This is a genomic window from Paucibacter sp. Y2R2-4, assembly GCF_025717535.1.
In the GTDB taxonomy this organism is placed as follows: Bacteria; Pseudomonadota; Gammaproteobacteria; order Burkholderiales; family Burkholderiaceae_C; genus Paucibacter_A.
The window spans coordinates 738,475-763,084 of the sequence record NZ_JAJIRO010000004.1 but is presented as its reverse complement, the minus strand read 5'-3'; the positions used below and the strand labels follow the sequence as shown (position 1 = coordinate 763,084).

Below are 24,610 nucleotides of genomic sequence, written 5' to 3'. Positions count from 1 at the left end.
CACCCGCACCCGCACCCGCACCCGCACCCGCACCCGCACCCGCACCCGCACCCGCACCCAGCCCGGTCAACAGCAGTGGCCTGAATGCCCTGTTCCTGGGCCAGCAATTCGATGTCTATGCCCCCAAATCTGCGAGCGCAACGCTCGATGCGGGTGCGATTGACCGCAGCAACACCCAAGGCCTGGCTTGGACGCTGAGCAGCACCGCCAGCACCGTACTCACCGTCTTGGGCAGTGACTTTGGCATCAGCACCACCGGCTACACCGTGGTGAACCGCGCCAATGGCAGCGTGATCATGTTGTGCAACGGCGCGCCGCTCAAGTCCGCTTTTGTGGGTGTGGTCACGCAGTCCAGCGCGGGCGGGGCGCAGGCGCTCAAGCTCAGCCGCGCCAGCGAGCTGGCCGGCCAGAGTTTTTATCGCATGGAGGATTGCAGCTACACCAATATCGATGGCGAGAGCAGCAATCAAAGCAGTGCGCCCACCGCCAACAGCCTGAAATACAGCTTGGATGCCAGCGGCAATCTGAGCGGCAATGACGGCAGCAGCATCACGGCAGCCGAGCTCACCAGCTTGCTGGCTGGCGGCACCATCACCATCGGCGGCGGCAAAGGCAAGCTCTACCTGACGGCCTACAGCTTCCAAGTCAATGGTTTGACGCGTTATGTCGTGGTGAGCCGCGGTGTGCCCACGAACGGTGGGCCGGGCTATGTCGATATGTGGCTGCAGAACTGAGACCGACCCTCAGCGGCAAAAACTTGATTCCTTGACAAACGATGCAGCCGGGCCAGCCCCGGCTGCGCCGCTTGAGCGGGGCGCTGGACGGCGGGCCTGATCGCTCGTCCCACATCTTCTCCTTCCGATCCCATGAAAAAACAATTGAACACCCGTCTTGGTCGGTGCGGCATGGCAGGGGCCCCCGTGGTGGCCTTGGCGCTGAGCTTGAGCCTGCTCGCGGCATGCGGAGGAGGCGCTGGCGGTGGGGCCGGCCCGTCGGGTGATCCCGCTGCGCCCAAACCCAGCGATCCCGCGAGCCCCAGCGCCCTGATCCGCCCGACACCTCCTGCGGCCAGCGGCGACATCATGGTGCAAGCGGCGTATCAAAGCACCGTGCGAGAACTCAGCACCGCCGCTGGCGCACCGCAGCTCTTGCAAAGCGAGGCCGATGGGACCCTGGTTTTCAGCGCCGCGCCCGGGGCGCAAGTGGGGCAGGTTCTGATCGTGGCGGGCCGCGCCTATGCGGTGACGGCGCTGGACGCCAGAGGCACCCGCTTGAGCACGCGAGTGCCCGAGCTGGGCGAGGTGTTTGCCAGCCTGCGGGTGAAAGCCAAGCTGCAAGAGGCGCAGCTGTTGCCCGCTGCCAGTGCGGTACGGGCGATGGCGGCCAACATGCCTGCGGCCGGCACGGTCTCGGGCAACTTTGCCTACGACCTGAACGCCTTCGGCCCGGTGGGCCTGAGCTACAAGGGTCAGCTGACCATGACGCTGGATCTGGACCTGGACTTCACGGCCAGCAGCGGCTTCAAAACCTTGCAACTGACCGGTGACCTCGCCCTCAATCAAAGCCTGCTGCTGCAGCTGCAAAGCACGAATAGCGAAGGCGGCAGCCAAAACGGCATCGAACTCAAGCGCTTCAGCTACGCGATTCCCCAAACCTTGGGTGCGGTGAAGGTGGAAGTGCCCATCATGTTGCAGGGCGAGGCCAAGGGGGACGCCAAGGTCGAGATGCGGGTGATCGATGGCGAAACCCGCAGCCATCTGGAACTGCGCTATGACCCGATCAGCCAGCAACTGCTGAGCAGCCATCGCATCACCGGCAGCGCCCCCAGCCAGCCCCCCACGGCCAAGCCGCTGCCGGGCAAGTCGACCACCAGCTTGGGCCTGCAGCTGAAAGTGGGGCCAGACTTGCAGCTGCGCGTGCTGGACAGCGTACTGCCCCTGAGCGCCAGCCTGCGGGCCAATCTGGCGGTGACAGCGCAGGTGCGCGCCGACGGCACCCGCAACTGCCTGGGCTGGAAGTCGGAGCTGTTTGGCGAGGTCAGCGCCAAGCTCAAGCTGGGCGGCGGCACCGATCTGCAGGCCGCGCTGCTCAGCGAACCCTATCCCTTGGGAGGCGGTGGTGACTTGGCCCGCTGTGACGCCCCGCCCGATCCGACGCCGACCCCATTGCCTAACCCTTTGCCCACGCCGGGCCCGCAAGACCCCAAGCCGGTGCCCGCTGAGGGCTTGACCCTGCTGCCCCTGCCGGTGGGCGCCGAATTGCTCACCGGCTACCAGCTGGCCTTGGTGCCCAACACCGGCCTGCCCCTGACGCCGCCGGATCTGCGTCAGCAATTCAATGTCGATGAGGCCTGCTTCCAAGGAGCGGTCTACGATGTCTTCGACCCGGCCTACCACTCGGGTTCACCGCCTGTGGAAATGCCGCGTTACTGCGTGCAGACCTTGGAGCCGCAATTGCTCAGGCCGGATGGGCGCCGCATCGATGCCACAACCGACTCGGGTCAAGACTGGGTGGTCCGTTTTGACACCTCCTTGAGCGTGAACCGCTGTATGGGCGAGCTTTTCGATCCCCTGCTGGGCCTGGTGGGGGACGGCGGGGTGCGCTACACCCGGCGCCGGGGCGAGGTGGTTGCTGCTCCTTTGACGTCGCGCACACCGCCGAGCTACGGCCTGTCGGGCTTGGTGTATGCCTGGGCATCAGCCAGCCACACCAACCAGTTCAGCCTGGTCTGCCAGATGGAAATGACCGAACGCAGCAGCGGCAAGCGCTACTACCTGCGTACGCCTTTGTGGGTTTCGCCCGCAGGCCGTGTGCAGTTTGGCATCGCCAATGTGGGCTGGAGCAACTGGCTGGGTCAGTGATGGGTGGCGCGGGGGAGGCCGGATCCAACATTCGCATGAAGCTGGTTCGCGTGCCTTGGGTCCTGTTGCCAGACCCACTGCTGCCCCGCATGGCTTGATTTAAGTCCTTCTTCAGCCAATAAAAAAGCCCCCAAGCGCGGGGGGCTTGGGGGCTTTGTGAATTTCTACACGTCTGGCGCTTGGGCGGCTAGTTCTGCACGCCGAGCTGCTTGTTGATGAACCATTGCTGGGCGATCGACAAGATGTTGTTGACCAGCCAGTAGAGCACCAGGCCCGAGGGGAAGACGAAGAACATGAAGCTGAAGGCCAGCGGCATGATCCACATCATCTTGGCTTGCATCGGGTCCGGCGGGGTCGGGTTCAGCCAGACCTGGAACAGGCTGGAGGCCGTCATCAGCAGCGGCAAGATGAAGTAAGGGTCTTTGGCCGAGAGGTCAACAATCCAGCCCAGCCAAGGGGCGCCGCGCATTTCAACGGTGGACAGCAGCACCCAGTACAGGCCCATGAAGAAAGGCATTTGCAGGAAGATGGGCAGGCAGCCGCCGATGGGGTTGACCTTCTCTTCGCGGTAGATGCGCATCATTTCTTGCTGCATCTCTTGCGGTTTGTCTTTCAGGCGCTCGCGCATCGCTTGCACCTTGGGGCCAACGGCCTTCATCTTTGCCATGCTCTTGTAGGCGCTGGCATTGAGCCAGTAGAAGGCGATCTTCAGCAACACGACCAGGGCGATGATGGCCCAGCCCCAGTTGCCCAGCATGGCGTGCAGCTTTTCCAGCAGCCAGAACAGCGGCTTGGCCAAGATGGCGAAGATGCCGTAGTCCTTCACCAATTCCAGGCCCGGAGCCAGATCGGCGAGCTTTTTCTCTTCTTGCGGGCCGACGAAGAGCTGGTCGTCTTTGGTGGCGGTGGCGCCCGGGGCGACGGCCGGCAGCGTGAAGACCATGCCCACAGCGTATTGCTCGGGCGCAGCGCCCTTCACCTTGTTGACGAAGAATTCACGTGCAGACTTGTCGTTATGCAACCAGGCGCTGGCGAAGTAGTGCTGCACCATCGCGACCCAGCCGTTGTCGGCGGTCTTGTCGATGTCGACCTTGTCTTTGTCGATGTCCTTGAACTCGACCTTCTGGAACTTGGCCTTGTCGGTGTAGAGCGCCGGGCCAGTGAAGGTGGAGGTGAAGGGTGCGCCGCCTGGGCCGACCATGGCGCTACGCACCAGTTGCACATAGACCTGCGGCGTGACCGCCACAGCGCCGACGTTGATGATCTCGTGCTTGACGCCGACCACATAGTCGCCGCGCTTGAAGCTGAAAGTCTTGACGTACTTGACGCCGCCTTGCTCGGGCGACTCCATGCGCACCAACAACTCGTTGGCGCCGTCTTTCAACTCGCGCTCGGCGCTCGTGACGGTCAACAAGGTGTTGTGGTTGGGCAAAGCGCCGGCTTGGCCGCCCAGCAGGCCGGTCTGGGCCTTGTAGCTTTGGCCTGCGCTGTCCAGCAGCACCACCGGGGTTTGCGGGATGGCCTTCTTTTCCTTGATGCCGATGGCCTGCAGGATGGGGTCGAACAAGCCCGGCTCGGGGCCGGTCAGGTAGTGAGGCAACTCCACACGGGTGACGTCGCCGCCCAAGGTGTTCAGCGTCACGTCCAGCACATCGGTCTTGATGTGAATGGCCTCGCCAGTTGTCGCGGCGGCGGCAGCGGGTGCTGCTGCGCCGGCCACATTGGCCGCGCCCGGCAAGGCGCTGGCGGTCGGCAGGCCGGTGCCAGGCGCAGAGCCAGCAACTGCGGCGGGCTTGGGCGCTGGAGGGCTGAACATGGACGGGTGTCCGTTGTGCTTTTGCCAGCCGTCCCACAGCAGGACGAGGGACATGGTGAACACCACCCACAGCACGGTGCGGCGTATATCAGTCATGAGGAGGCTTCTGGATTGGAGGGTCGAGGAGAAGTTGCATCCGGCACGCACCCGAGACGGGTGAACAAGCCGGGCGCATTGTCAGGCACGCCGTCATGGCCGCCTTCGCAAAACGGGTTGCAACGCAGAATTCGGTGCACGGTCAAATAGCTGCCCGCCGCCGCGCCATGGCGCTGCAAGGCTTCGATCGAATAAACCGAACAAGTCGGCTCAAAGCGGCACGAGGCCCCGAGCCAGGGGCTCAGCAGCAAACGGTAGCCACGCACCAAGCCAATCAGCACGCGTTGGGCGATCGACAGGGGGCGGCTCATGGCGGAAAAGCGGAATCAGGGCTTGGCGCGAGGCGCCACCAGCCGGCCGACCAGCTGTGCCAGTTCGGCGTGCGCGGCTGCGCGCAGCGCATCCGAAGCAGCGCTGGGAAATAGCTTGCGATCAAAAGGCGAGCGCAAGCGCACCACCCACAAGCCGGGAGGCAAGTCGGGTTGTGTCGCAAATGCAGCACGGATCTGGCGCTTCAGCAGCGAGCGAGTCACCGAGCGCTTGGCGTGGCGTTTGGGCACGATGGCACCCAGCCAGCAAGCGTCGGGCGGTGTGTCATCCACAGGCTTGTGGGTGACTTGTGCATCGCCTGTTGATAACTCGCCTGCTTCGGTGGATAAGACCTTGGCGGGCTTGCTGGCCACACTGGGTGTGGCGGCGAGGTGATGCACCGCAAAATGACTGCTGCGCACGCGGCTAGAGCGAGCCAGCACGCGTTCAAAGTCGGCCGATCGCACGATGCGGCCGATCATGATTCTGTGGTGTCTAAGCTTAGACAGCCAGGCGCTTGCGGCCCTTGGCGCGGCGCGCGGCGATGACTGCGCGGCCACCGCGAGTCTTCATGCGAACCAGGAAACCGTGGGTACGGGCGCGACGGGTCTTGGAGGCTTGATAAGTGCGTTTCATGATGAGGCCCTCTTGGAAAAATCCAGGGAATTGCTAGCGAAGGTCTAAGGACGTCAGGAATGACGCTTTAGCGGTTGTTGGCGATCAGTCGCCGGGTGCAAAACGTTGTTGCGCTGTTGGGCGCGATTTGCGGTTCGCACCGGGGGCGTCGGGCCTGCAAAGGGCGAGCGGCAAAGCGCTCAGCCGATTCAGACGTCGACGGCCACTGATGTGTGCCGCGCCGGGGTGCCGTCAATGTGTTCTATGCGTTCACAAACACCTGCGTGCCAGTTGCACACTTGCCTGTGAACAAGTCACAGATCAAGGTCAGTGCGTCTGACTCACCGATGTTGCGTGGACAGGTGCCGGTCAATCCCTGCAAGGCGCACTTCTTTTGAAGTGTTCACCCTGCTGGCCTTGGCCAAACATCCATACTCCGCTTAATCCAGCGTCCGGAAAACCCGCGATTACACCAAAGATTTGACCGTCGGTCAATGCCGAGTACCCGCGCCCTAGTGTTTTCAGGGGCTTGACCCTAGTAAAAAATCTGTGGATAACTCGGGGTTTGGTGGCCGGATGTCCGTACAATCCAGCCGCTCTAGAACAAGTTTTCCACAATGAGCGCAGACATGCTTGGCGCAGACGGACTGAACTCCCACGCACTCGATCACAGCGCCGCTTCGGCGGCCATGGACCTGGGTGGGGACCTTTGGCAGCGTGGCTGCGAGAGGTTGGCGGCCGAACTGCCCGAACAACAATTCAACACCTGGATTCGTCCCTTGCCACCGGCCATCGTGTCCGATGCAGGCGGGGCCGAAGGCTTGGTCATTGCCCTGCGGGTGCCCAATCGCTTCAAGCTGGATTGGATCCGCAACCAATACGCCGGCCGCATCGAGGCCATCTTGACCGAGCTGTCCGGCAAACCGGCCCGCTTGGAGCTGGCGCTGGCCGCCCGCGAGCCGCTCAGCCGCACATCGCCGAACTTGCCGCCGGCCAATCAGCCGATGCCGGTGGGCCAGGTGCTGCACAACGGCTTGCGGCCCGTGGCGGCGGCGCCTGCAGCTTCGGCGCCGGTCGCTGCAGGTGCCACACCTGCCGCTCATTCGGCAGCGGCTATCCAAGTCCAAAGCGCAGCCAGCCCCGCCCCCAGCTCCCTGCCGCCGAGCGCCAGCCGCCACCGCATCAACAGTGCGCTGACCTTTGACAACCTCGTCCCTGGCCGCGCCAACCAGATGGCGCGTACCGCCGCCCTGCATGTGGCCGGCGCGCCGGGTGCGATGTACAACCCGCTGTTCATCTATGGCGGCGTGGGCCTGGGCAAAACCCATTTGATCCACGCCGTGGGCAACGCCCTGCTGAAGGACAAGCCCGATGCGCGCGTGCTTTATCTTCACGCCGAGCAGTTCATCTCCGACGTGGTGAAGAACTACCAGCGCAAGACTTTTGATGAGCTGAAGGCCAAGTACCACTCGCTTGATCTGCTGCTAATCGACGATGTGCAGTTCTTCGCCGGCAAAGAGCGCACGCAGGAGGAGTTCTTCAACGCCTTCGAGGCCCTGCTGGCCAAGCGCGCTCACATCATCATGACCAGCGACACCTACCCCAAGGGCCTGGCCGATATCGATGAGCGTCTGACCAGCCGCTTCGACGCCGGCCTGACGGTGGCCATCGAGCCGCCCGAGCTGGAAATGCGCGTTGCGATTCTGATCAAGAAGGCGGAGGCTGAAGCCACGCCCATGCCCGAAGACGTGGCCTTCTTCATCGCCAAAAACGTGCGCGCCAATGTGCGCGAGCTGGAGGGCGCGCTGCGCAAGGTCTTGGCCTACAGCCGCTTCAGCCACAAGGAAATCAATATCCAGCTGGCCCGCGAGGCGCTGAAAGACCTGCTCTCGATCCAGAACCGCCAGATCTCGGTGGAAAACATCCAAAAGACGGTGGCCGACTTCTACAAGATCAAGATCGCCGACATGTACAGCAAGAAGCGCCCGGCCAGCATTGCCCGGCCGCGCCAGATCGCCATGTACATCGCCAAGGAGCTGACCCAGAAGAGCCTGCCCGAGATTGGCGAGCTGTTTGGCGGCCGCGACCACACCACCGTCTTGCATGCCGTGCGCAAGATTGGCGGCGAACGCCAGAAAAACACCGAGTTGAACCAGCAACTGCATGTGCTGGAACAGACTTTGAAGGGTTGATCGCGCACTCTGGTTACACCGGGGCCAGAAACACCCCATTCCTGGGTCAAAATGCGAGCTGTTACCGCGCGCGCGTTTTTCGGAGGGCGCGCGGTGAGTGAGAACCCCTCAGAACAAGCGGAAAGAGGTTGACATGATTGTGTTGAAAGCCACCCAGGACAAGGTGCTCGGTGCCCTTCAGGCGGTTGCCGGCATTGTGGAGCGGCGCCACACGCTGCCCATCCTTGCCAATGTGCTGATCCGCAAGCATGGCCCCCATCTCGAGCTGACCACCAGCGACCTGGAAATCCAGGTCCGCACCACGGCCGAGTTGGGCGGTGACGCCGGCGACTTCAGCACCACCGTGGGTGCCCGCAAGCTGATCGACATCTTGCGCTCCATGCCGGCGGATCAAACCGTCTCGCTGACGGCCAATGCGTCCAAGCTGACCCTGCAGGGCGGCAAGAGCCGCTTCACGCTGCAGACCCTGCCCTCGGACGACTTCCCGCTGGTGCAAGAAGCGGCCGACTTCGGCCCAGCCTTCTCCGTGCCGCAAAAGACGCTGAAGCACCTGATCAACCAGGTGCACTTCTCGATGGCCGTGCACGACATCCGTTACTACCTGAACGGCATTTTGTTCGTGGCCGAAGGCAAGAACCTGACCCTGGTCGCCACCGACGGCCACCGCCTCGCCCTGGCCCAGGCCGAGCTGGAAACCGAAATCCCCAAGCAAGAAGTCATCCTGCCGCGCAAGACCGTGCTGGAGTTGATGCGCTTGCTGAAGGACGGCGCGAAATCTGACAAGAACGGCGAAAACGAAGACGCCCCCATCGAAATGCGCTTCGCCGGCAACCAGGCCAAGTTCAGCTTCTCGGGCATGGAGTTCGTGACCAAGCTGGTCGAGGGCAAGTTCCCCGACTACAACCGCGTCATCCCCAAGAACCACAAGTTCAATGTCACGCTGGGTCGCCTGACGCTGTTGTCCAGCCTGCAGCGCGCCGCCATTTTGACCAGCGAGAAGTTCAAGGCCGTGCGCCTGTCCTTCGAGCCGGGCCTCTTGAGCATTGCCTCCAGCAACGCCGAGCAAGAAGAAGCCAAGGAAGAAATCGAAATCGATTACGCCGGCGACCTGATCGAAACCGGCTTCAACGTGACCTACCTGATGGACGCGCTGCAAAACATGAGCCAAGACATGGTCAGCATTGACCTGAACGACAGCTCCGCCAGCGCCCTGATCACCATCCCCGAGCAGACCGGCTTCAAATACGTCGTGATGCCGATGCGGATCTAGGCCATAGCAAGAAATTAAACAGCGGGCGTGGGCTTCAAAGCTCAGCCCGCTTCAGTGCTTTTAAGGGGCAGAAATTTTGGCCCCGTGAGTGAGAGAGAGAGTCCCCGATGAGTGATGTGCCGAGCAACGAAATGAATCCCGACGGTCTGACCGACAAGCAGCAGGCGGCCGCCGATGCGGACGTGACGGCGGGCGCGGTCTACGGCGCCGATTCCATCCAGATCCTCGAAGGCCTGGAGGCCGTGCGCAAGCGCCCCGGCATGTACATCGGTGACACCTCCGACGGCACCGGTCTGCACCACCTCGTGTTCGAAGTGGTGGACAACTCCATCGACGAGTCGCTGGCCGGCCATTGCGACGACATCATCGTCACCATCCACACCGACAACTCCATCAGCGTCAGCGACAACGGCCGGGGCATCCCTACCGACGTCAAGATGGACGACAAGCACGAGCCCAAGCGCAGTGCCGCTGAAATTGCACTGACCGAGCTGCACGCCGGCGGCAAGTTCAACCAAAACTCCTACAAGGTCTCGGGCGGCTTGCACGGCGTGGGCGTGAGCTGCGTGAACGCGCTGTCCAAGCACCTGCGCCTAACCGTGCGCCGCGAAGGCAAGATTCACCAGGTCGAGTTCAAGAAGGGCGTGCCGCAAGACCGCCTGCTCGAAATGCGCGAAGGCTTTGAAGTCAGCCCCATGCGCATCGTCGGTGACACCGACAAGCGCGGCACCGAAGTGCACTTCTTGCCCGACGACGAGATCTTCACCAACGTCGATTTCCACTACGAAATCTTGGCCAAGCGCCTGCGCGAGCTGAGCTTCTTGAACAACGGCGTGAAGATCCGCCTGGTCGATGAGCGCAACAACAAAGAAGACAACTTCGCCTACGCCGGCGGTGTGAAGGGCTTTGTTGAGTTCATCAACAAGGGCAAGAACGTCCTGCACCCGACCATCTTCCACGCCCAAGGCGACAAGATCAGCGAGCAAGGCACCAACGTTGGCGTCGAAGTCTCCATGCAGTGGAACGAGAGCTACAACGAAAACGTGCTCTGCTTCACCAACAACATTCCGCAGCGCGACGGCGGCACCCACTTGACCGGCCTGCGCGCCGCCATGACCCGGGTGCTGAACAAATACATCGCCGACAACGACCTGGCCAAAAAGGCCAAGGTCGAAGTGGCCGGCGATGATATGCGCGAAGGCCTGGCCTGCGTGGTTTCCGTCAAGGTGCCCGAGCCCAAGTTCAGCTCGCAGACCAAAGACAAGCTGGTCTCCAGCGAAGTGCGCGCCCCGGTGGAAGACATCGTCAGCCGCCTGCTGACCGACTTCTTGCTCGAGAACCCGATCGACGCCAAGATGATCTGCGGCAAGATCCTCGACGCCGCCCGCGCCCGCGAAGCCGCCCGCAAGGCCCGCGAAATGACTCGCCGCAAGGGCGTGCTCGACGGCCTGGGCCTGCCCGGCAAGCTGGCCGACTGCCAGGAAAAAGACCCCTCGCTCTGCGAAATCTACATCGTGGAGGGTGACTCCGCCGGTGGCTCCGCCAAGCAAGGGCGCGACCGTAAGTTCCAGGCCATCCTGCCGCTGCGCGGCAAGATCTTGAACGTCGAGAAAGCGCGTTATGAAAAGCTGCTCACCAGCAACGAAATTCTGACCCTGATCACCGCTTTGGGCACCGGCATCGGCCGCGGCGCCGGCAGCGACGACTTCAACCCCGACAAGCTCCGCTACCACCGCATCATCATCATGACCGACGCGGACGTTGACGGCGCCCACATCCGCACCCTGCTGCTGACCTTCTTCTACCGCCAGATGCCCGAGCTGTGCGAGCGTGGCCACATCTACATCGCCCAGCCGCCGCTCTACAAGGTCAAGGTCGGCAAGCACGAGCAATACCTGAAGGACGGCAGCGAGCTCGACAGCTTCTTGCTCAAGATCGCCATGCAGGACGCCCACCTGCACACGGGCCACGGCGACACCGTACTCAGCGGCGAAGCGCTGGAAACGCTGGCGCGCCAATACGTGTCGGCCGAAAGCGTCATCACCCGCCTGTCCAACTGGATGGACTTTGAAGCGCTGCGCGTGCTCTCCGGCGGCCTGGCCATCAACCTCGACGGCAAAGAAGCCTCCGAGGCTGCCGCCGTCGCCATGCAAGCCGCCCTGCACCAGGCCGAAGTGCGCAGCGAGTACGACGAGCGCACCGACAAATACCTGCTGCGCATCAGCCGCAAGCAACACGGCAACACCCGCTCCAGCGTCATCAACGCCGATTTCGTGCACAGCGCCGACTACGCCGTGCTGAGCACCGCTGGCGTCACTTTTAAAGACCTGATCGGCGAGAACGCCATCGTCCGCAAGGGCGAGGGCGAAAAAGCCAAAGAAAGCAAGATCAGCGACTTCCGCAGCGCCATGGCCTGGCTGATGGCCCAAGCCGAAAACTCGGTCGGCCGCCAGCGCTATAAAGGTCTGGGCGAAATGAACCCCGAGCAGCTCTGGGAAACCACGATGGACCCCAACGTCCGCCGCCTGCTGCGCGTGCAGATCGACGACGCCATCGAAGCCGACCGCGTGTTCACCATGCTGATGGGCGACGAAGTGGAACCACGTCGTGATTTCATTGAGTCCAACGCCCTTCGTGCTGGGAATATCGACGTCTAATTTTTCAAAAATTAGCTCGGTGAAATTGGAAAGTGGCCCATTGGGCCACTTTTCGTTTGTGCGTTTGATTGAGCCAGTCTGCGGCCGATTTCCATTGCCTCGGCTCTCCAGCTAGCAACACCTGACCCCATTGCTGGTACGCTTGGCGCGAGGTATTTGCCGACCCGTCGTTCTCGGCAGATTCACAGTAGACGCCTTAAGCCTATTGGAAGATGGATCAACCAACATCCGCGTTTTATGACCGTTATGCCAAAGACGTAGCCGCGCAGTATGAGGCGGCGGAAAGTGCCGTTTCCAAGTACTTCCCGCTCGCGTTTGCACCAGGCAGCCGGGTGTTGGACGTAGGCGCGGGCTCAGGGCGCGATATGGCGGTGCTGGCTCGCCAGGGCTATGAGGCCTATGGCGTCGAGCCCAGCGCGGCCATGCGTGAGGCAGCTGTGCAAACGCACCCTGAGCTGAGCGAACGTTTGTTGCCTGCAGAGTTGCCTGCGATTGGTGAACCCTTTGGTGGCGGCTTTGATGGCCTGCTGTGCAGCGCGGTGCTGATGCATGTGCCGGATGCGGAGCTGTTTGATGCTGCATTTGCATTGCGCAAGTTGCTCAAGCCATTTGGGCGGCTTTTGATCTCCTTGCCCTTGGCGCGGGATGACCTGGTCAATGGCGACCGGGACAAAGACGGACGCCTGTTTCAGAACTACACGCCCGAGGCCATGCAACTGCTGTTGGAGCGACTGGGCTTTCAACAGATTGGCCGCTGGCACAGTGAGGACAGTCTGGGTCGAGGTGGCGTGACTTGGTACACGTTGCTGTTTGAGTTGCGCGTAGGGGGCGGGGCTCGGGCGGTGGACCAAATCGAAGGCATTCTTAACCGCGACAAAAAGGAGGCGACCTACAAGTTGGCCTTATTTCGGGCCTTGGCCGAGATGGCGGTGAAGGAGCCCCGTTGCGCGCGATGGTTGGCTGATGGGTGGGTGAGCGTGCCGGTACGAAGGATTGCCGAGAAGTGGTTGGCCTATTACTGGCCGATCTTCGCTTCCGAACGCTTCGTGCCGCAGTCACGCAGTGAGGGCGCAGGCTCGACCAAACAGCTGAAGTTTCGGGCCGCCATGATCGACCTGATGCAACCCTATCGACAGGCCGGTCTTCACGGTGGACTCAGTGCGTGGCAACAGGATTTGGCCTCGCATCGTTTGCGGGCCGAGCAGGCCAAGTCCTTGGAGGCTTGCTTGAAAACAATCGAGGCTGCGATTCGCGAAGGACCGGTGCGTCATTCGGGGCTGTCTTCCGATGCCGGCTCTCTGTTCAGTTATGACGGCAAGCAGCGCTTGGTGATGATGCGAGCCAGCCTCTGGCAAGAGTTGAGTCTGTTGGGCCACTGGGTGACCGATGCGGTGATCTTGCGCTGGGCCAGTTTGACCGAGAGCTTCTCACAGCGTCAGCAAATCAGTGCAGGTGACGCCTTGCCTTTGTTGTTGGCTTTGCCCGAGCCGAAGCGTGCCACCTTGTTGGCCCGCCAGGTGTTTGAGCAGGGGGGTGCCAGCGAGTGTGTCTGGAGCCTCAAGCCGCTGCGCGACAAGTGGGCGGTCGATCATGTCATCCCGTTTTCCTTGTGGGGCAATAACGATCTGTGGAACCTGATGCCGGTCGATGGCAAGGTCAACGGCAGCAAGTCAGACAAGTTGCCCACGGCAGAACTGTTGCGCAGCCGTGAACCCCTGATCGTTGAGCATTGGCGTTTGTTGCGTGAGGCCTTGCCTGAGCCATTTGACGCTCAGGCCAGCCAACTCTTGGGTCGACCTTTGAAGGGGCCGCTGCACTGGGAGCAGGAACTGTTCAGTCGCATGCGTGAAGCGGTAGAGCTGACGGCCATGCAGCGAGGCGTGGAGCGTTGGGAGCCTGTTGCTTCCGTTTAATGGCACGATTCGCCCAGGTGAGCCCAGCCCCAAGCAGGAAAACACAACTCAGAGTTCAGAAGAGGCCTGACAAGGCCGGCAGTACTGCAGTCCCTTAAAGCGCTTCTCCTGATTCCAACAGAACTTCCCCTCCGGGTAGCTGATCTTGGTTTGGCAGCTTGCGCAAACCAGCTTGCGGTAGAGCGGATGGCCCGTGAGGTCCGGCGGGCTGGGTTCGCTAGGGCTGTTCGCCAGAGAGGTCGTAGCTTGCACCCCAATTGACCTCGCCGTTGGCACAGACGGCGTCACTGGCGCAGCCGTCTGTTGAGAGGCCTTCGGCGCCATGAAGTCCGGCAGTTGCAGCGGGTCCGCTGGCCGATGCTGGCGGGCTAGCTTCTGAGCCCACTCCTTCAGGCTGTCGCCGCTGTGGATATTCATTAGCTGACCAAGCAAATGGACGGTGCTCAATCGCTCAATGTGCTCTTCATGCCAGCGGGCGATCATGTCGGCCTTGATGACGTTGCTGGTGTCAAAGCGTTTTGCATCAGGACGATGGATGAGGGCCTTGGGGTGCACCATCACGATGTGGTGAAAGGTGGGCGTTAAGCCGGCCCGGCCGCTGATGCCCAAGCGCTCCAACAGTTTGCTCAGGATGCGTTCGTGGCGCCGGCTCTGCTCCAAAGGGGACGGCACGCCAAACATCCGCTCGCCTGGATACTCGACCGCGAACTCGCCCGCTTCATTGATGTGCACTTGCCCGTTGAAGCACTTTGTTTCGAACAAGTAAAAGCGTTGCGTCCGGTTGATGACCAAATGGTCAATCTGCGCGACTTCTCCGTCGACCTCGAAGCGCAAGTCATGCAAGACGGCATGGTTCTCGCTGTCCTTCGACCAACTGTCGATATAAAAGGCGGCATCACGCTCACCCTGTCCGCCCCGCTTTTGGCGCTGCACTTCAGATTTGAGCCAGTTCTTCTGGAATGCATCGAGCAGGGCCGATTGTTGCAACTCAGTCAAGAGCTTGAGGCGTGACGATTTGTCGTCTGCAGACTTGATCAACATGGCAGGGGATGACGGTTTACTTGCGCAGCATTTTGATCCCACGGTCTGCGGCTTGGCGTTGGACGCTGCTTAAGAATCGTGCCTAATCCACTCGCGAGCGCTGGATCGAGGCAAAAGGTCCATCTGCGCTTTGTGGCCGTTATGCAAAAGATGTAGCAGCCTGGCGCCGTACCTCAAGCGCCACCTCTGGATAATCACGCCACACACCATCCCTCCCCAGCCACCCATGAGCGAATCCCCCCTCCCCGAACGCCAGCAAGCGCTAGTCGACGAGCGCGTGTTCAACTTTGCGCAGGCGGCGCAACGGCACTTCAAGACCAATGACTTGGTGGTTTTGCTGGACTTCAGAGCCGAGACGCCGGAACTGGAGGCGGTGCCGCGGCAGGGGCTGGCCGAGGCCGAGGAGCTGTCGCTGGAGGTCAAGCTGAAGCTGGCTCGGCCGGCGTCTGCCCTGAGCCCGGTGTTCGGTGCGCCCGAACAAATGTTTTGGTTTCTGGTGATTTATGAGGATGAGGATTCCGACTGCAGCGCCATCAGCGCTGCGGTTCAGGGCGCCGCGTTTGCGGGCAAGTTGTCGCCCGGCGCTTGAGGCTTGGGGGCGTTTTCCACGTCTGCGGTACTGCCGATGAAACCCTCGCCACTTCGCCGCCTGTTGACCCAGCGCGCTACCGCCAAGCCCGAGCAGGCTCAAGCCCGCGCGCTGATCACGGCGATTGACGCGGGCGGCATTCCGCTGCATCCGGCCAAGGTGAATCAGATTGCGCGGGCGCTGGGGTTGGAGGTTTCGCGGGAGGCGCCGGTGGAGGCGACCATTGCTCGCATCCGTGAGCTCTTGTCTCAGGCTTCTTGATGAAGATATCGAGGCTTGAAACGACAACAGGCCGCGCTTGGCGGCCTGTTGCTCGTTGAGAAAGATACGGCACGGCCTGAGCGCTGCTTTCGTTTACTTGGCCGCCGCCTTGGTGCGGCCGTACTTGGCGGTGAAGCTGGCCTTGCCCAGGGCGTTGGCGTTGATCATGTAGCCGGCGAGTGCAGCGGTGGCATCGGCGGGGATTTCGAGCTTGTCGGTCTTCAGCGCGTGGACGGTGAAGATGTAGCGGTGCGGCTTGTCGCCTTGCGGGGGGCACAGGCCGCCCCAGCCGGCCACGCCGTAGTCGATGCGCACATGGCTGGCGCCCTTGGGCAGGTTGGCGCCGCCCACAGCGCCGGCGTCTGGTGCGAGAGCGTTCACATCGGCTGGCACGTTGATGACGGACCAATGCCACCAGCCGGAGCCAGTGGGGGCGTCGGGGTCATACACCGTCACGGCGAAGGACTTGGTGCCAGCCGGGGCGCCGCGCCATTGCAGGGCGGGCGATTTGTTCTCGCCGCTGCAGCCGAAGCCGTTGAACTCGAGCTTGGCGTCCATCAGGCTGTTTGGCTTGATCTCGGGGCTGCTGAGTTCGAAGCCGGCGGCGTGGACGAGTGAAGCGGCGCCGATCAGGGCGCTGGCGATCAGGGTTTTGTTGAGGCTCATGTGTGACCTTGTTTCAATGAACACAGAGCCGCTATGGTGCGCTGGCCTTGAGAATTCCGCTAGCCCGCAGGTCTCAAATGCTGTGCGCCAGGCGGCGTTGACTTCAATGCAACTATCAAGGACGCATGTGTGAAGGCGCAAAGCCAAAGCGCTCGCGGAAGGCGGCCGAGAAGCGGCTGTGCGAGTCATAGCCGCAGCGCGCCGCCACTTCGGAGACTTGCAGGGCCGAGTCTTGCAGCAGGGCCATGGCGGTCTCCAGCCTGACTTCGCGGATGCACTGACTGAAGGAGGCCGACTCCTCGGCCAGGCGGCGCTGCAGGCTGCTGGCGCTGAGGTGAAAGGCCTCGGCCACTTGCTGCAGCGTCCAGGGCGCTTGTGGCCGCTGGCTCAGCAGGCGGCGCACCCGGTCGGCCCAGGCCAGCTCGCGGCTGGCGGCAAACACCAGGCCGCGCTCAGCCAACAGCAGCAAGACTTCCATGGCGCGGTGCTCGCGCATCGCATCTGAGGCCTCGGGGCTTTGCAAGGCCGTCAGCGCGTGGCCGAAGCTGGCGCAGAAGTCTTCGTCGGCCTCCGAGCTGGCGCTGCCTTGCAGTGAGGGCTGGGCCGCGAATTGGCCAAAGCGCTGGTGGAAGCGCTCGATCAGCGTGGGCGCAAAGCCAATCAGCCGCGCTTCGTAGCGCCCGCCTGCAGGCGGCTCGTTGATCATGTCCCACTGGGTCTGCCGCGGGATCAGAAAAACCTGGCCGGCGCCGAACTGCAGCTCACCAGCCGGCGTGACCAAGCGCTTGCGGCCCGCCTGCACCCAGCCCACCAGATCGTCGCGCACGGTGGCGGTGCGCACTTGGTGCGCCACGGTGGTGGAAATGGTTTGGGCCGTGGCTTCCTTGAAGCGGGCGTCCCGGGGCTGAGCGGAGAGGTGCATGGCCGGATTGTCCCTTGCTGGCAGGCTTGCATGAGGTCGTACCATTGCACCTGGGCGCAGTCTCTCGTGCTGCAAAGGCCGGCCCGGGCTCTGAATCCAAGGCCTGGATCTCAGTTTCATATGTACTTCTTCTTTTGAGCGCTGCGCCGCCGAGTCTGTTCTCCTTGACCTCTGATTCCCCGATTCTTCGCGGCCCGGACCGCCCCGAGTTCCTGCGCCAAGAGGTGCTGGCCGATGTGTTTGAGGCCACGGCACGGCGCTTGCCCGAGCAAACGGCTTTGCGTCAGGGGGCGCGAATGCTGAGCTATGCCGAGCTGGATGCCCTGGCGGACCGCGCAGCCACCCGCTTGATGGAGGCCGGTGTGCGGCCGGGGCAAATCGTCGGTCTGTGGATGCCGCGCGGCATCGAGCTGCTGGTGATGCAGCTGGCCATTGCCAAGACCGGCGCGGCCTGGCTGCCCAGCGATGCCGACACGCCGGTCGAGCGGGTGCTGGTCTGCCTGGAGGACGCGCAGGCCGTCGGCTTGCTGAGCTGCGCGGAGTTCGCGCCGCGTTTGGCGGGGCTGGCTGAGCTGGGCTGCGCCTTGTGGACGGCCGAGGCCTTGCTGCTGGACTCCGGCTCGCCAGCTAACGATGCAGTTACACGGCGCCGCGATGGTGCCCTGCCCGAGCATCCGGCCTATGTGATCTACACCTCGGGCTCGACCGGCAAGCCCAAGGGCATTGCCATCAGCCAGGCCAGCATCTGCCACTTTCTGCGCAGCGAGAACGCGCTGCTGGGCGTGCGCGCCGAAGACACGGTCTACCAAGGCTTCTCGGTCGCCTTCGACATGTCCTTCGAGGAGATCTGGATCAGCTATTCGGCTGGCGCCACGCTGTGGCTGGCGCCGCGCGAGATTGCGGCCGACCCCGATGCCCTGCCGCTGGCGCTGATCGAACAAGGCGTGACGGTGCTGCATGCGGTGCCCACTTTGCTAGCCTTGTTCAACCAAGACGTGCCGGGCCTGCGCCTGATCAATCTGGGCGGCGAGATGTGCCCCGAGGCACTGGTGGCGCGTTGGGCGCGGCCCGGCCGTCAGGTCTTCAACAGCTATGGGCCGAGCGAGACCAGCGTCAGCGCCAGCATGGCCGAGCTGCGCGCTGGCGACGCCGTCACGATTGGCCAGCCTCTGCCTAACTACCAGCTGATGGTGATTGCGCCGGATGTCGAAAACGGCTTGCGCCTGCAGCCTCAGGGCGAGACCGGCGAGCTTTGCATCAGCGGCCCCGGCGTGGCGGCGGGCTATTTGGGCCGGCCGGAGCTGACGGCGCAAAAGTTCCTGCCCAACCCCTGGTCCAGCGGCGCCCTGGATGCCCGCCTGTACCGCAGCGGCGACCTGGCGCGCATTGACGAGCAAGGGCAGATTCACTGCCTGGGTCGGGTCGATGACCAGGTGAAGATTCGCGGCTTTCGTGTGGAGCTGGGCGAGATCGAGGCCTTGTTGGCGCAGCAGCCGGGCGTGGGCACGGTGGCGGTTTTGTTGCGTAGCGATGCGGGCCTGGAGCAATTGGTGGCCTATCTGGTGGCCGATGCGGCCAACGCTTTGTCGGCCGCAACGCTGCGCCAAGCCTTGGCCCAAGTCTTGCCGCCTTATATGGTGCCAGCGCGTTATGTTTGGCTGCCGGCCATGCCGCGGCTGACCTCGGGCAAGATCGATCGTCACGCCCTTCGCGCCATGCCCCTGGTTCAAGAGGCCGAGGACGCCAGCCAGGACGACGTGGCCCGCAGCGAAGCCGAGGCGGCGTTGTTCGCCGCGCTGAAGACCCTGTTCCCTGGCCAGGCGATCCGTCGCGAGGCCGATTTCTTCAACGATCTGGGAGGCCACTCGCTGCTGGCGGCGCGTCTGGCCTCGGCGCTGCGCGCTCAAGCCCGCTTTGCCGGGCTGACGGTGCGAGACATCTACCAAGGCCGGCGCATCGGCACCATTGCCGAGGTGCTGGAGGCAATGCAAGCCCCGGTGGCGAATGAGGGCGCGGGCGGCAATTCAAGCACGCCGGCTTGGCAGCCGCCCTCGGCCTGGCGACGCTGGCGCTGTGGCTTGGCGCAGGCTCTGGTGGTGCCGGTGTTGGTGGCGCTGCGCATGGCGCAGTGGCTGGCGCCCTTCTTCACTTTCCATTACTTCACCGGTGATCCGGCCGACTCGGTTTGGGTGGCGGTGGGCATGTCGGTGGCCGTCTTCCTGGGCATGACGGTGCTGGAGTTCGCGCTGGCCATTGCTGGCAAATGGCTGATTGCGGGTCGCCTCAAGCCGGGCCGCTACCCGCTCTGGGGGTTCACCTACTTCCGCTGGTGGCTGGCCGATCGCTTGCTCGAGGCCGCGCCGGTGTACTTGCTCAGCGGCTCGTCCTTGCATGTGTGGTGGTTGCGCGCACTGGGGGCGCGCATCGGCCAGGACGTCTTGATCGGCTCCATCACCCTGCGCGCACCGGAGCTCTTGAGCGTGGGCGATGGTGCCAGCATCGGCAATGCGGTCAATTTGGAGAACGCCCGCGTGCTGCGCGGCGAGCTGCTGCTGGGCCGCATCGACATCGCGCCGCAGGCTTATGTGGGCTCTTATTGCGTCTTGGAGGGTGATACCCAGGTCGGAGAGTGGGCCCATCTGCAGGGCCAGTCGGCCTTGAGTGCAGGCGAGCGGGTGCCGCCCGCGCGGGTGTGGACCGGCTCGCCGGCGCGCGATGTTGGCGCTTTTGACCCGGCCAGTTTGCGGCCTCGCCCGCGGGTGAGCGCTTGGTGGCGGGCGCTGGAGGGGCTGTTCTTCGTGACCGGCGCGCTCTTGATCGCCACGCTCTTCTTCCTGCCGGTGTTCCCGAGCTTTATGTTGATCGACACCCTGGACGAGTTGACGTCTATCGCCTGGCTGCAGGGCGACTGGGTGCCTCTGCAGCTCTTGCGTTACTTCGTGCTGGCGCTGCCCGCCAGCGCGGTCTTGATTGTGGCCACCGCGCTCTTGTCAGCGGCGATTCGATGGGGCATCTTGCCGCGCATGCAAAGCGGCAGCTGGCCGGTGCACAGCTGGGTTTACTGCAGCAAGTGGTTGGTGAACCAGATTCAAGAGTCCAGCCTGCAGGTGCTGCACGGCGTCTATGCCACGGTGTTCTCGCCCTGGTGGTATCGCCTGCTGGGTGCGCGCGTCGGCCGCGGCGCCGAGATCTCCACCGCCCTGGGCGTGGTGCCCGATATGTTGACGCTGGGCGATGAGACCTTTATTGCTGACGCGGTCTTGCTGGGGGATGAAGAGATCGATGGCGGCTGGATGAGCATGCAGCCCACCGTGGTGTCGCGCCGCAGTTTTGTGGGCAATGGCGCTTATGTGCCGGACGGCACCACCATTCCCGAGAACGTCTTGATCGGCGTGCTTTCGCGTGCCCCCGATGGCGAGCGCATGCAGAGCGGCGACACCTGGCTGGGCACGCCGCCGATTCATTTGCCGGCGCGTGAGGCGGTGGCGGGTTATCCGGAGTCGCTGACCTTCAAGCCTTCGTGGGTGCGCCGGCTTGGTCGCAGCTTGGTGGAGAGCTTCCGCATCGTGGCGCCGCACGCCATCGTGATCTCGGCCGGCTACACCATCGTGCTCGATGTGATGCCCGAGGCCAGCGACGGTCAATGGCTGGGCGTGGCCTGGGATCTGACCGCCTCGGGTTTGATGTTCGGCCTGGCCTGCTTTGTCTTTGTGGCGCTGTTCAAGTGGCTGCTGCTGGGGCGTTACCGCCAGCGCGCCACGCCGATGTGGACGCCTTTTGTTTGGATCTCCGAGGCGGCCACCAATTTGTTTGAGGGCATTGCCGTGCCCAATTTCTTGCGCTTTTTGCGCGGCACGCCTTGGCTGCCGCTGGCCTTCCAGCTGCTCGGCGCCAAGATCGGCCGGGGTGTTTTTCTCGACACCACCGACATCACCGAATTCGACTGCGTGCACATCGGCGACTACAGCGAGTTGAACGCCCTGACTTGCCCGCAAACGCATCTGTTCGAAGACCGGGTTATGAAGATTGACCATGTGCACATTGGCGCGCGCGTCAACATCGGCCCGCGCAGCACGGTGCTCTACGGCGCCAGCGTCGGCGACGACGCGCGGCTCGGCGCCATGACCCTGGTGATGAAGGGCGAGAGCATCCCGGCCGGCTCGGCTTGGAGCGGTTGCCCGGCTGGCCCGCAGCGTACTTGAGGAGAGGCGGATGGAGGCCTCGGCGCTGCCAGTCGTGTTTTGGCCTGGGGAGGCGATAGACCCGTGCATCAGTGTCTTTGTGCTGGCGCTGCGTCTGGACCCGCAGCTGCCGCGCCCGCAGGCTCGGGCACGGCTGCGCAATGCGCTGCGCGAGGCCTTGGCCATGCGCTTGAAAATACCGTTATGCACCATTGGCATCAACTCGGTGCCAGGCCAGCCGCCGCGCTTGGAAGGCCCGGGCCTCAGGGATTCGATGGGCCTCTCTTTCAGCCACGAAGTGGGGCTTTCTCTGGCGGCCGTGAACTTGCAGGGACCGATTGGCATCGATGTCGTGCGCGATGAAACGCCACCCGACTGGGCAGCGGTGGCGCGCGACTACCTAGGGCTGCAAGTTCACACCAGCTTGCTGGCGAAAAATGGCGCCGGCTTTGCCCAGGCCTGGGCCGATCATGAGGCGCGGCTCAAGCTGAAGGGCCTGGCGCTCGCTGAATGCTCAGACGAAGCTGAACGGGCGCTTGCCCTCGCTGCCTGCCTATGTCAGCCCCTGGCGCTGCCGGCGGGCTGGGTGGCTAGCTTGGCGCTGCCGCTCAACGCGGATCACGGTTCGGCTTAAACCCGCAAGGGCCAGGCGGATCGAGCGGCCAATTGCGTGCGCATGGCCTCGTGACCTGCACGAGCAGCGCTGGCGCGCAGGGCCAGGGCGTCGGCTGAGGACGTTTGCCCCACGCTGCGATAGCAGGTCTCGGCCAGGCAAAGGGCGCGCAGATGCCTTTGATAGCCGGAGGCAGCAACATCGCTCAATGCCAGGCTGTCGCGCAGCCAAGTCAGTGCCTGATCGGGTTCCCCTTTGCGGTGGTAGAGCTCAGCCAATGCCGTCTGAGTGGTCAGGCTCGAGTAGCTGGCGTCGAGGTTCAGCGCTTGTTTCAGGCTGTTCTGCAGCAAGGGTTCGGCCTCGTCCAAATCGCCGCAGAGGCAAAGCATTTCGCCCAGCTGATGCATCAGGCTGATGCGGCGCCACTCGTCCAGCTGCGGGTGTTCCAACAGGCTTCGGATCTGAGGCGCGTAGTTGCGGGCCCGCGCACTGACGGCCTCGGTCAGGCGGGCCTGACTCGCGGCTTGCGCGGTACGAATGATCATCGAGAAGGACAACATCAGGTTGTCGTAGGCCAGCTGCATGGCCTGCACATCGCCGCTTTCTCGGGCAAAGGACAGGGCTCGCATATGCAGATGCTCCGAGGCTTCCAAGTCGGCGCGTCGGGCGTTTACATGAGCCGCACAAGACAGGGCGGTCGGCAGCAGTTTGAACTGGCTGGGTCTTTGCGCGAGGTCGAGCGCGCGACGCGCCAGCTCCAGCGCTGGCTCGGTCCAATCCAGTTCGGCCAGGGCAAAGGCTGCCAGCGTGGCGGCGCTGATGGCGCTGGCGACATCTGCACCTCGTTGCGCTGCTTCCTGGCATTGCAAGGCCGCCTGAAAGCTGCCCACCAGTTCGCCTTGATGCCAAAGTGCGCGCGCCAGCGTCAGCCACGTCTGTGTCAAGACTTTGTTGGAGGTGGCCGTTTGCAGCACCGACTCACAGTGTTCGGTGGCCAGATGCCATTGTTGTTCATGCAGCGCCTGCTGGGCTTGTTGGAGGCCGAGAGCGCCCTCTGTGCCGCGGCTGTCTGGCACCCTTTGGCCGAAGTGATGATGCACGCCAATTCTTGGTGCTGGCTTGTGCGGAATGTGGTGCAAGGATCTTGTTTTCATCAGCGGCTGAGTTCCGTCGAGAGAGGGGACACCTTCTGTTGCTGCCAAGCTTGCAGCCGCTCGTTCATGGTCAGAGCCACAGGCTCTTCATGCCGATTGGGGGCGGTGCTAGGGAGTGAGATGAAGGAATCGGGGCTGATCTGCAGACTGTCGAACTTTCTCCTTCGTAGCAGCGCCACCATGGTCGGCACTGCGCTCGCCAAGATGGCCGGGAGATGGGCGATGGCAAGAACCGGCTGGCGTTTCATAGGCGATGGCCTGGGGAGGGCGGCTGCTGAATCGCTTGCAGGATAGCTCGATTGCACGGCCGGCGGGCGCGCTGGTTCGGGGATTTTGCTGTGGGCCTTATCAGCTTGTGCCCAACTGGACTGGCAGGCTGGTGCGAGAGATCACCTGCTGCATGACAAAGCTTGAATGCACCCCGGTCACGCCTTGGATGCGCGTCAGCTTGCCCAGCAGCAGGGCTTGGAAGTGGTCCATATCGCGCACCACCAGCTTGAGTTGGTAGTCGGCTGCCTGGCCGGTGATGAGCAAGCATTCCAGCACCTCGGGCAGCACCTGCACCGAGGCCTCGAAATTGGCGAAGCGCTCGGGCGTGTGTTGGTCCATGGAGATGTGCACCAGGGCCATCAGGCTCAGGCCCAGCTTTTTGGCGTCCAGCAGGGCGCGGTAGCCGGCGATCAGCCCGCTTTCTTCCAGTGCGCGCACCCGCCGCAAGCAGGGCGAGGGCGAGAGGCCAATGCGGTCGGCCAGGTCTTGGTTGTTGATCCGGCCGTCTTGCTGCAAAACCTCCAGAATCTGGCGGTCGATGCGGTCCAATTCCATGTGTATGCCTTGGATTTGATGGTTTGAGCAATTTTCTGCTAAATGCAGAGCGTCTTTTGCCATCTTCGCAATTTTCTGCTCAGGCCGGCTGCCTACACTGAATGCATGGGTTCTACACAAACCCGCTGTTTTGCGCAGCAGGCCGACGCCACACCTCCGCCGGCCCAGGGATGAGCACTCACCGTCTCGTCATCCAGCCCTGCCGCCTTTGAAACCCCAGCCGCCACAAGCGCCTGGGGTTTTGGCGTTTCAGGGCTCACCGTATGAGCCAGCTGGCTTGCATGATGAGCGGGCCAATCGGGAGCAAGGGGAGTCAAACCACATGAGTGAAGAAAAGCCAGGCGGAGGAATGTATGAAGAGCTGTGCACCGAGGTGCGCGAACTGACCCATGCGCTGGGCGCCATCGTCATCGTGATCAAGGGCGACCAGGGTTCGGGCTTCGCTGCACAAGTGCCCAGCCAACTGCGGCCGGCCATGGCCGATATCTTGATGCAGGTCGCAAGCAAACTCAGACAGGCACCAGGGCTGCACTAGCCTGGCCTAGCCGGGCACTTGGCCTGGGCTCGAACGTGCTTTGGCACAATCCGGCCCGGCCGCCGTTCTTTGGGCTGCGTGCTGAAGCGACAAG

20 protein-coding genes and 1 pseudogene are annotated in these 24,610 nt (G+C 63.1%); 11 read left to right on the top strand and 10 right to left on the bottom strand.

Annotated features, from left to right (window positions below; all coding sequences use genetic code 11):
- Together LNV06_RS18440 and LNV06_RS18435 are read left to right on the top strand one after the other, a co-directional pair.
- A pseudogene (locus tag LNV06_RS18440) lies at positions 1 to 734 on the top strand (hypothetical protein); the annotation flags it as partial.
- Positions 735 to 905: 171 nt separating this feature from the next.
- Entirely contained in the window at positions 906 to 2,861 is a 1,956-nt protein-coding gene (locus LNV06_RS18435; RefSeq protein WP_263539749.1) for a hypothetical protein, read from the top strand.
- 187 nt (positions 2,862 to 3,048) lie between these two features.
- Here the strand turns inward: LNV06_RS18435 and yidC are convergent, their stop codons facing one another.
- Genes yidC through rpmH form a run of 4 tightly spaced genes read right to left on the bottom strand, consistent with a single transcriptional unit; the run spans position 3,049 to position 5,718 of the window.
- Positions 3,049 to 4,773: a membrane protein insertase YidC gene (gene yidC, locus LNV06_RS18430; RefSeq protein WP_263539748.1), complete on the bottom strand. Its 1,725-nt coding sequence runs from the start codon at positions 4,771 to 4,773 to the stop codon at positions 3,049 to 3,051.
- Entirely contained in the window at positions 4,770 to 5,066 is a 297-nt protein-coding gene (gene yidD, locus LNV06_RS18425) for a membrane protein insertion efficiency factor YidD (protein ID WP_263539771.1), read from the bottom strand. The genes yidC and yidD overlap by 4 nt, the downstream gene beginning before the upstream one ends.
- 33 nt (positions 5,067 to 5,099) lie before the next feature.
- Entirely contained in the window at positions 5,100 to 5,564 is a 465-nt protein-coding gene (locus tag LNV06_RS18420; RefSeq protein WP_263539747.1) for a ribonuclease P protein component, read from the bottom strand.
- Positions 5,565 to 5,583: 19 nt separating this feature from the next.
- Entirely contained in the window at positions 5,584 to 5,718 is a 135-nt protein-coding gene (rpmH, locus tag LNV06_RS18415) for a 50S ribosomal protein L34 (RefSeq protein ID WP_054021782.1), read from the bottom strand.
- A 668-nt stretch (positions 5,719 to 6,386) separates the two neighbouring features.
- Here rpmH and dnaA point away from each other — a divergent pair.
- The 4 genes from dnaA to LNV06_RS18395 all read left to right on the top strand — a co-directional run bounded on the left by dnaA (position 6,387) and on the right by LNV06_RS18395 (position 13,729).
- Complete coding sequence (gene dnaA, locus LNV06_RS18410; protein ID WP_263539770.1) at positions 6,387 to 7,889, top strand: chromosomal replication initiator protein DnaA; 1,503 nt, start codon at positions 6,387 to 6,389, stop codon at positions 7,887 to 7,889.
- 133 nt (positions 7,890 to 8,022) lie between these two features.
- On the top strand, positions 8,023 to 9,159 hold the full coding sequence (dnaN, locus tag LNV06_RS18405; protein ID WP_263539746.1) for a DNA polymerase III subunit beta: 1,137 nt from the start codon (positions 8,023 to 8,025) through the stop codon (positions 9,157 to 9,159).
- Positions 9,160 to 9,266: 107 nt separating this feature from the next.
- On the top strand, positions 9,267 to 11,816 hold the full coding sequence (gyrB, locus tag LNV06_RS18400) for a DNA topoisomerase (ATP-hydrolyzing) subunit B (protein WP_411970132.1): 2,550 nt from the start codon (positions 9,267 to 9,269) through the stop codon (positions 11,814 to 11,816).
- A gap of 212 nt (positions 11,817 to 12,028) precedes the next feature.
- Complete coding sequence (locus LNV06_RS18395; protein ID WP_263539745.1) at positions 12,029 to 13,729, top strand: DUF8808 domain-containing protein; 1,701 nt, start codon at positions 12,029 to 12,031, stop codon at positions 13,727 to 13,729.
- Positions 13,730 to 13,777: 48 nt separating this feature from the next.
- Here LNV06_RS18395 and LNV06_RS22715 read toward each other — a convergent pair whose 3' ends face one another.
- Positions 13,778 to 14,770 (bottom strand): nuclease-related domain-containing protein, encoded by a 993-nt coding sequence (locus LNV06_RS22715; RefSeq protein ID WP_505190989.1) that lies wholly within the window; start codon positions 14,768 to 14,770, stop codon positions 13,778 to 13,780.
- A gap of 226 nt (positions 14,771 to 14,996) precedes the next feature.
- Here LNV06_RS22715 and LNV06_RS18380 point away from each other — a divergent pair, with 226 nt between their 5' ends.
- Both LNV06_RS18380 and LNV06_RS18375 read left to right on the top strand, forming a co-directional pair.
- On the top strand, positions 14,997 to 15,359 hold the full coding sequence (locus tag LNV06_RS18380; RefSeq protein ID WP_263539744.1) for a hypothetical protein: 363 nt from the start codon (positions 14,997 to 14,999) through the stop codon (positions 15,357 to 15,359).
- Between the two features lie 36 nt (positions 15,360 to 15,395).
- Positions 15,396 to 15,620 (top strand): hypothetical protein, encoded by a 225-nt coding sequence (locus tag LNV06_RS18375; RefSeq protein ID WP_263539743.1) that lies wholly within the window; start codon positions 15,396 to 15,398, stop codon positions 15,618 to 15,620.
- A gap of 93 nt (positions 15,621 to 15,713) precedes the next feature.
- Here LNV06_RS18375 and LNV06_RS18370 read toward each other — a convergent pair whose 3' ends face one another.
- Both LNV06_RS18370 and LNV06_RS18365 read right to left on the bottom strand, forming a co-directional pair.
- On the bottom strand, positions 15,714 to 16,286 hold the full coding sequence (locus LNV06_RS18370) for a YbhB/YbcL family Raf kinase inhibitor-like protein (protein ID WP_263539742.1): 573 nt from the start codon (positions 16,284 to 16,286) through the stop codon (positions 15,714 to 15,716).
- Between the two features lie 115 nt (positions 16,287 to 16,401).
- Positions 16,402 to 17,208 carry a helix-turn-helix transcriptional regulator gene (locus LNV06_RS18365; protein ID WP_263539741.1) on the bottom strand — a complete coding sequence of 269 codons (807 nt, stop codon included), beginning with the start codon at positions 17,206 to 17,208 and terminating at the stop codon, positions 16,402 to 16,404.
- Between the two features lie 164 nt (positions 17,209 to 17,372).
- Between LNV06_RS18365 and LNV06_RS18360 the strand changes: the two genes are divergently transcribed.
- Entirely contained in the window at positions 17,373 to 21,410 is a 4,038-nt protein-coding gene (locus LNV06_RS18360) for a Pls/PosA family non-ribosomal peptide synthetase (RefSeq protein WP_263539740.1), read from the top strand.
- A 10-nt stretch (positions 21,411 to 21,420) separates the two neighbouring features.
- Complete coding sequence (locus LNV06_RS18355) at positions 21,421 to 22,023, top strand: 4'-phosphopantetheinyl transferase family protein (protein ID WP_263539739.1); 603 nt, start codon at positions 21,421 to 21,423, stop codon at positions 22,021 to 22,023.
- On the opposite strand, the gene LNV06_RS18350 is transcribed toward LNV06_RS18355, so the two are convergent.
- From LNV06_RS18350 to LNV06_RS18340, 3 genes are all read right to left on the bottom strand, one after another.
- The gene (locus tag LNV06_RS18350; protein WP_263539738.1) at positions 22,020 to 23,156 is read right to left on the bottom strand and encodes a tetratricopeptide repeat protein; all 1,137 of its coding nucleotides are present in this window, start codon (positions 23,154 to 23,156) and stop codon (positions 22,020 to 22,022) included. The genes LNV06_RS18355 and LNV06_RS18350 overlap by 4 nt on opposite strands.
- Positions 23,156 to 23,404, bottom strand: a complete 249-nt coding sequence (locus LNV06_RS18345; protein ID WP_263539737.1) for a hypothetical protein — start codon at positions 23,402 to 23,404, stop codon at positions 23,156 to 23,158. The genes LNV06_RS18350 and LNV06_RS18345 overlap by 1 nt, the downstream gene beginning before the upstream one ends.
- A 100-nt stretch (positions 23,405 to 23,504) precedes the next feature.
- Positions 23,505 to 23,981: an Lrp/AsnC family transcriptional regulator gene (locus LNV06_RS18340; RefSeq protein WP_263539736.1), complete on the bottom strand. Its 477-nt coding sequence runs from the start codon at positions 23,979 to 23,981 to the stop codon at positions 23,505 to 23,507.
- Positions 23,982 to 24,303: 322 nt separating this feature from the next.
- On the opposite strand from LNV06_RS18340, the gene LNV06_RS18335 reads away from it, so the two are divergent.
- The gene (locus LNV06_RS18335) at positions 24,304 to 24,516 is read left to right on the top strand and encodes a hypothetical protein (RefSeq protein WP_263539735.1); all 213 of its coding nucleotides are present in this window, start codon (positions 24,304 to 24,306) and stop codon (positions 24,514 to 24,516) included.
- Positions 24,517 to 24,610: the final 94 nt, after the last annotated feature.

Bases quoted from the DNA above. Each gene is read 5' to 3' on its own strand.
- LNV06_RS18370 (WP_263539742.1), bottom strand. From the start codon at position 16,286: ATGAGCCTCAACAAAACCCTGATCGCCAGCGCCCTGATCGGCGCCGCT.
- LNV06_RS18375 (WP_263539743.1), top strand. From the start codon at position 15,396: ATGAAACCCTCGCCACTTCGCCGCCTGTTGACCCAGCGCGCTACCGCC.
- LNV06_RS18340 (WP_263539736.1), bottom strand. From the start codon at position 23,981: ATGGAATTGGACCGCATCGACCGCCAGATTCTGGAGGTTTTGCAGCAA.
- LNV06_RS18345 (WP_263539737.1), bottom strand. From the start codon at position 23,404: ATGAAACGCCAGCCGGTTCTTGCCATCGCCCATCTCCCGGCCATCTTG.
- LNV06_RS18350 (WP_263539738.1), bottom strand. From the start codon at position 23,156: ATGAAAACAAGATCCTTGCACCACATTCCGCACAAGCCAGCACCAAGA.
- LNV06_RS18420 (WP_263539747.1), bottom strand. From the start codon at position 5,564: ATGATCGGCCGCATCGTGCGATCGGCCGACTTTGAACGCGTGCTGGCT.
- LNV06_RS18355 (WP_263539739.1), top strand. From the start codon at position 21,421: ATGGAGGCCTCGGCGCTGCCAGTCGTGTTTTGGCCTGGGGAGGCGATA.
- LNV06_RS18380 (WP_263539744.1), top strand. From the start codon at position 14,997: ATGAGCGAATCCCCCCTCCCCGAACGCCAGCAAGCGCTAGTCGACGAG.
- LNV06_RS18335 (WP_263539735.1), top strand. From the start codon at position 24,304: ATGAGTGAAGAAAAGCCAGGCGGAGGAATGTATGAAGAGCTGTGCACC.
- yidC (WP_263539748.1), bottom strand. From the start codon at position 4,773: ATGACTGATATACGCCGCACCGTGCTGTGGGTGGTGTTCACCATGTCC.
- LNV06_RS18365 (WP_263539741.1), bottom strand. From the start codon at position 17,208: ATGCACCTCTCCGCTCAGCCCCGGGACGCCCGCTTCAAGGAAGCCACG.
- dnaA (WP_263539770.1), top strand. From the start codon at position 6,387: ATGGACCTGGGTGGGGACCTTTGGCAGCGTGGCTGCGAGAGGTTGGCG.
- LNV06_RS18395 (WP_263539745.1), top strand. From the start codon at position 12,029: ATGGATCAACCAACATCCGCGTTTTATGACCGTTATGCCAAAGACGTA.
- rpmH (WP_054021782.1), bottom strand. From the start codon at position 5,718: ATGAAACGCACTTATCAAGCCTCCAAGACCCGTCGCGCCCGTACCCAC.
- LNV06_RS22715 (WP_505190989.1), bottom strand. From the start codon at position 14,770: ATGTTGATCAAGTCTGCAGACGACAAATCGTCACGCCTCAAGCTCTTG.
- LNV06_RS18435 (WP_263539749.1), top strand. From the start codon at position 906: ATGGCAGGGGCCCCCGTGGTGGCCTTGGCGCTGAGCTTGAGCCTGCTC.
- dnaN (WP_263539746.1), top strand. From the start codon at position 8,023: ATGATTGTGTTGAAAGCCACCCAGGACAAGGTGCTCGGTGCCCTTCAG.
- gyrB (WP_411970132.1), top strand. From the start codon at position 9,267: ATGAGTGATGTGCCGAGCAACGAAATGAATCCCGACGGTCTGACCGAC.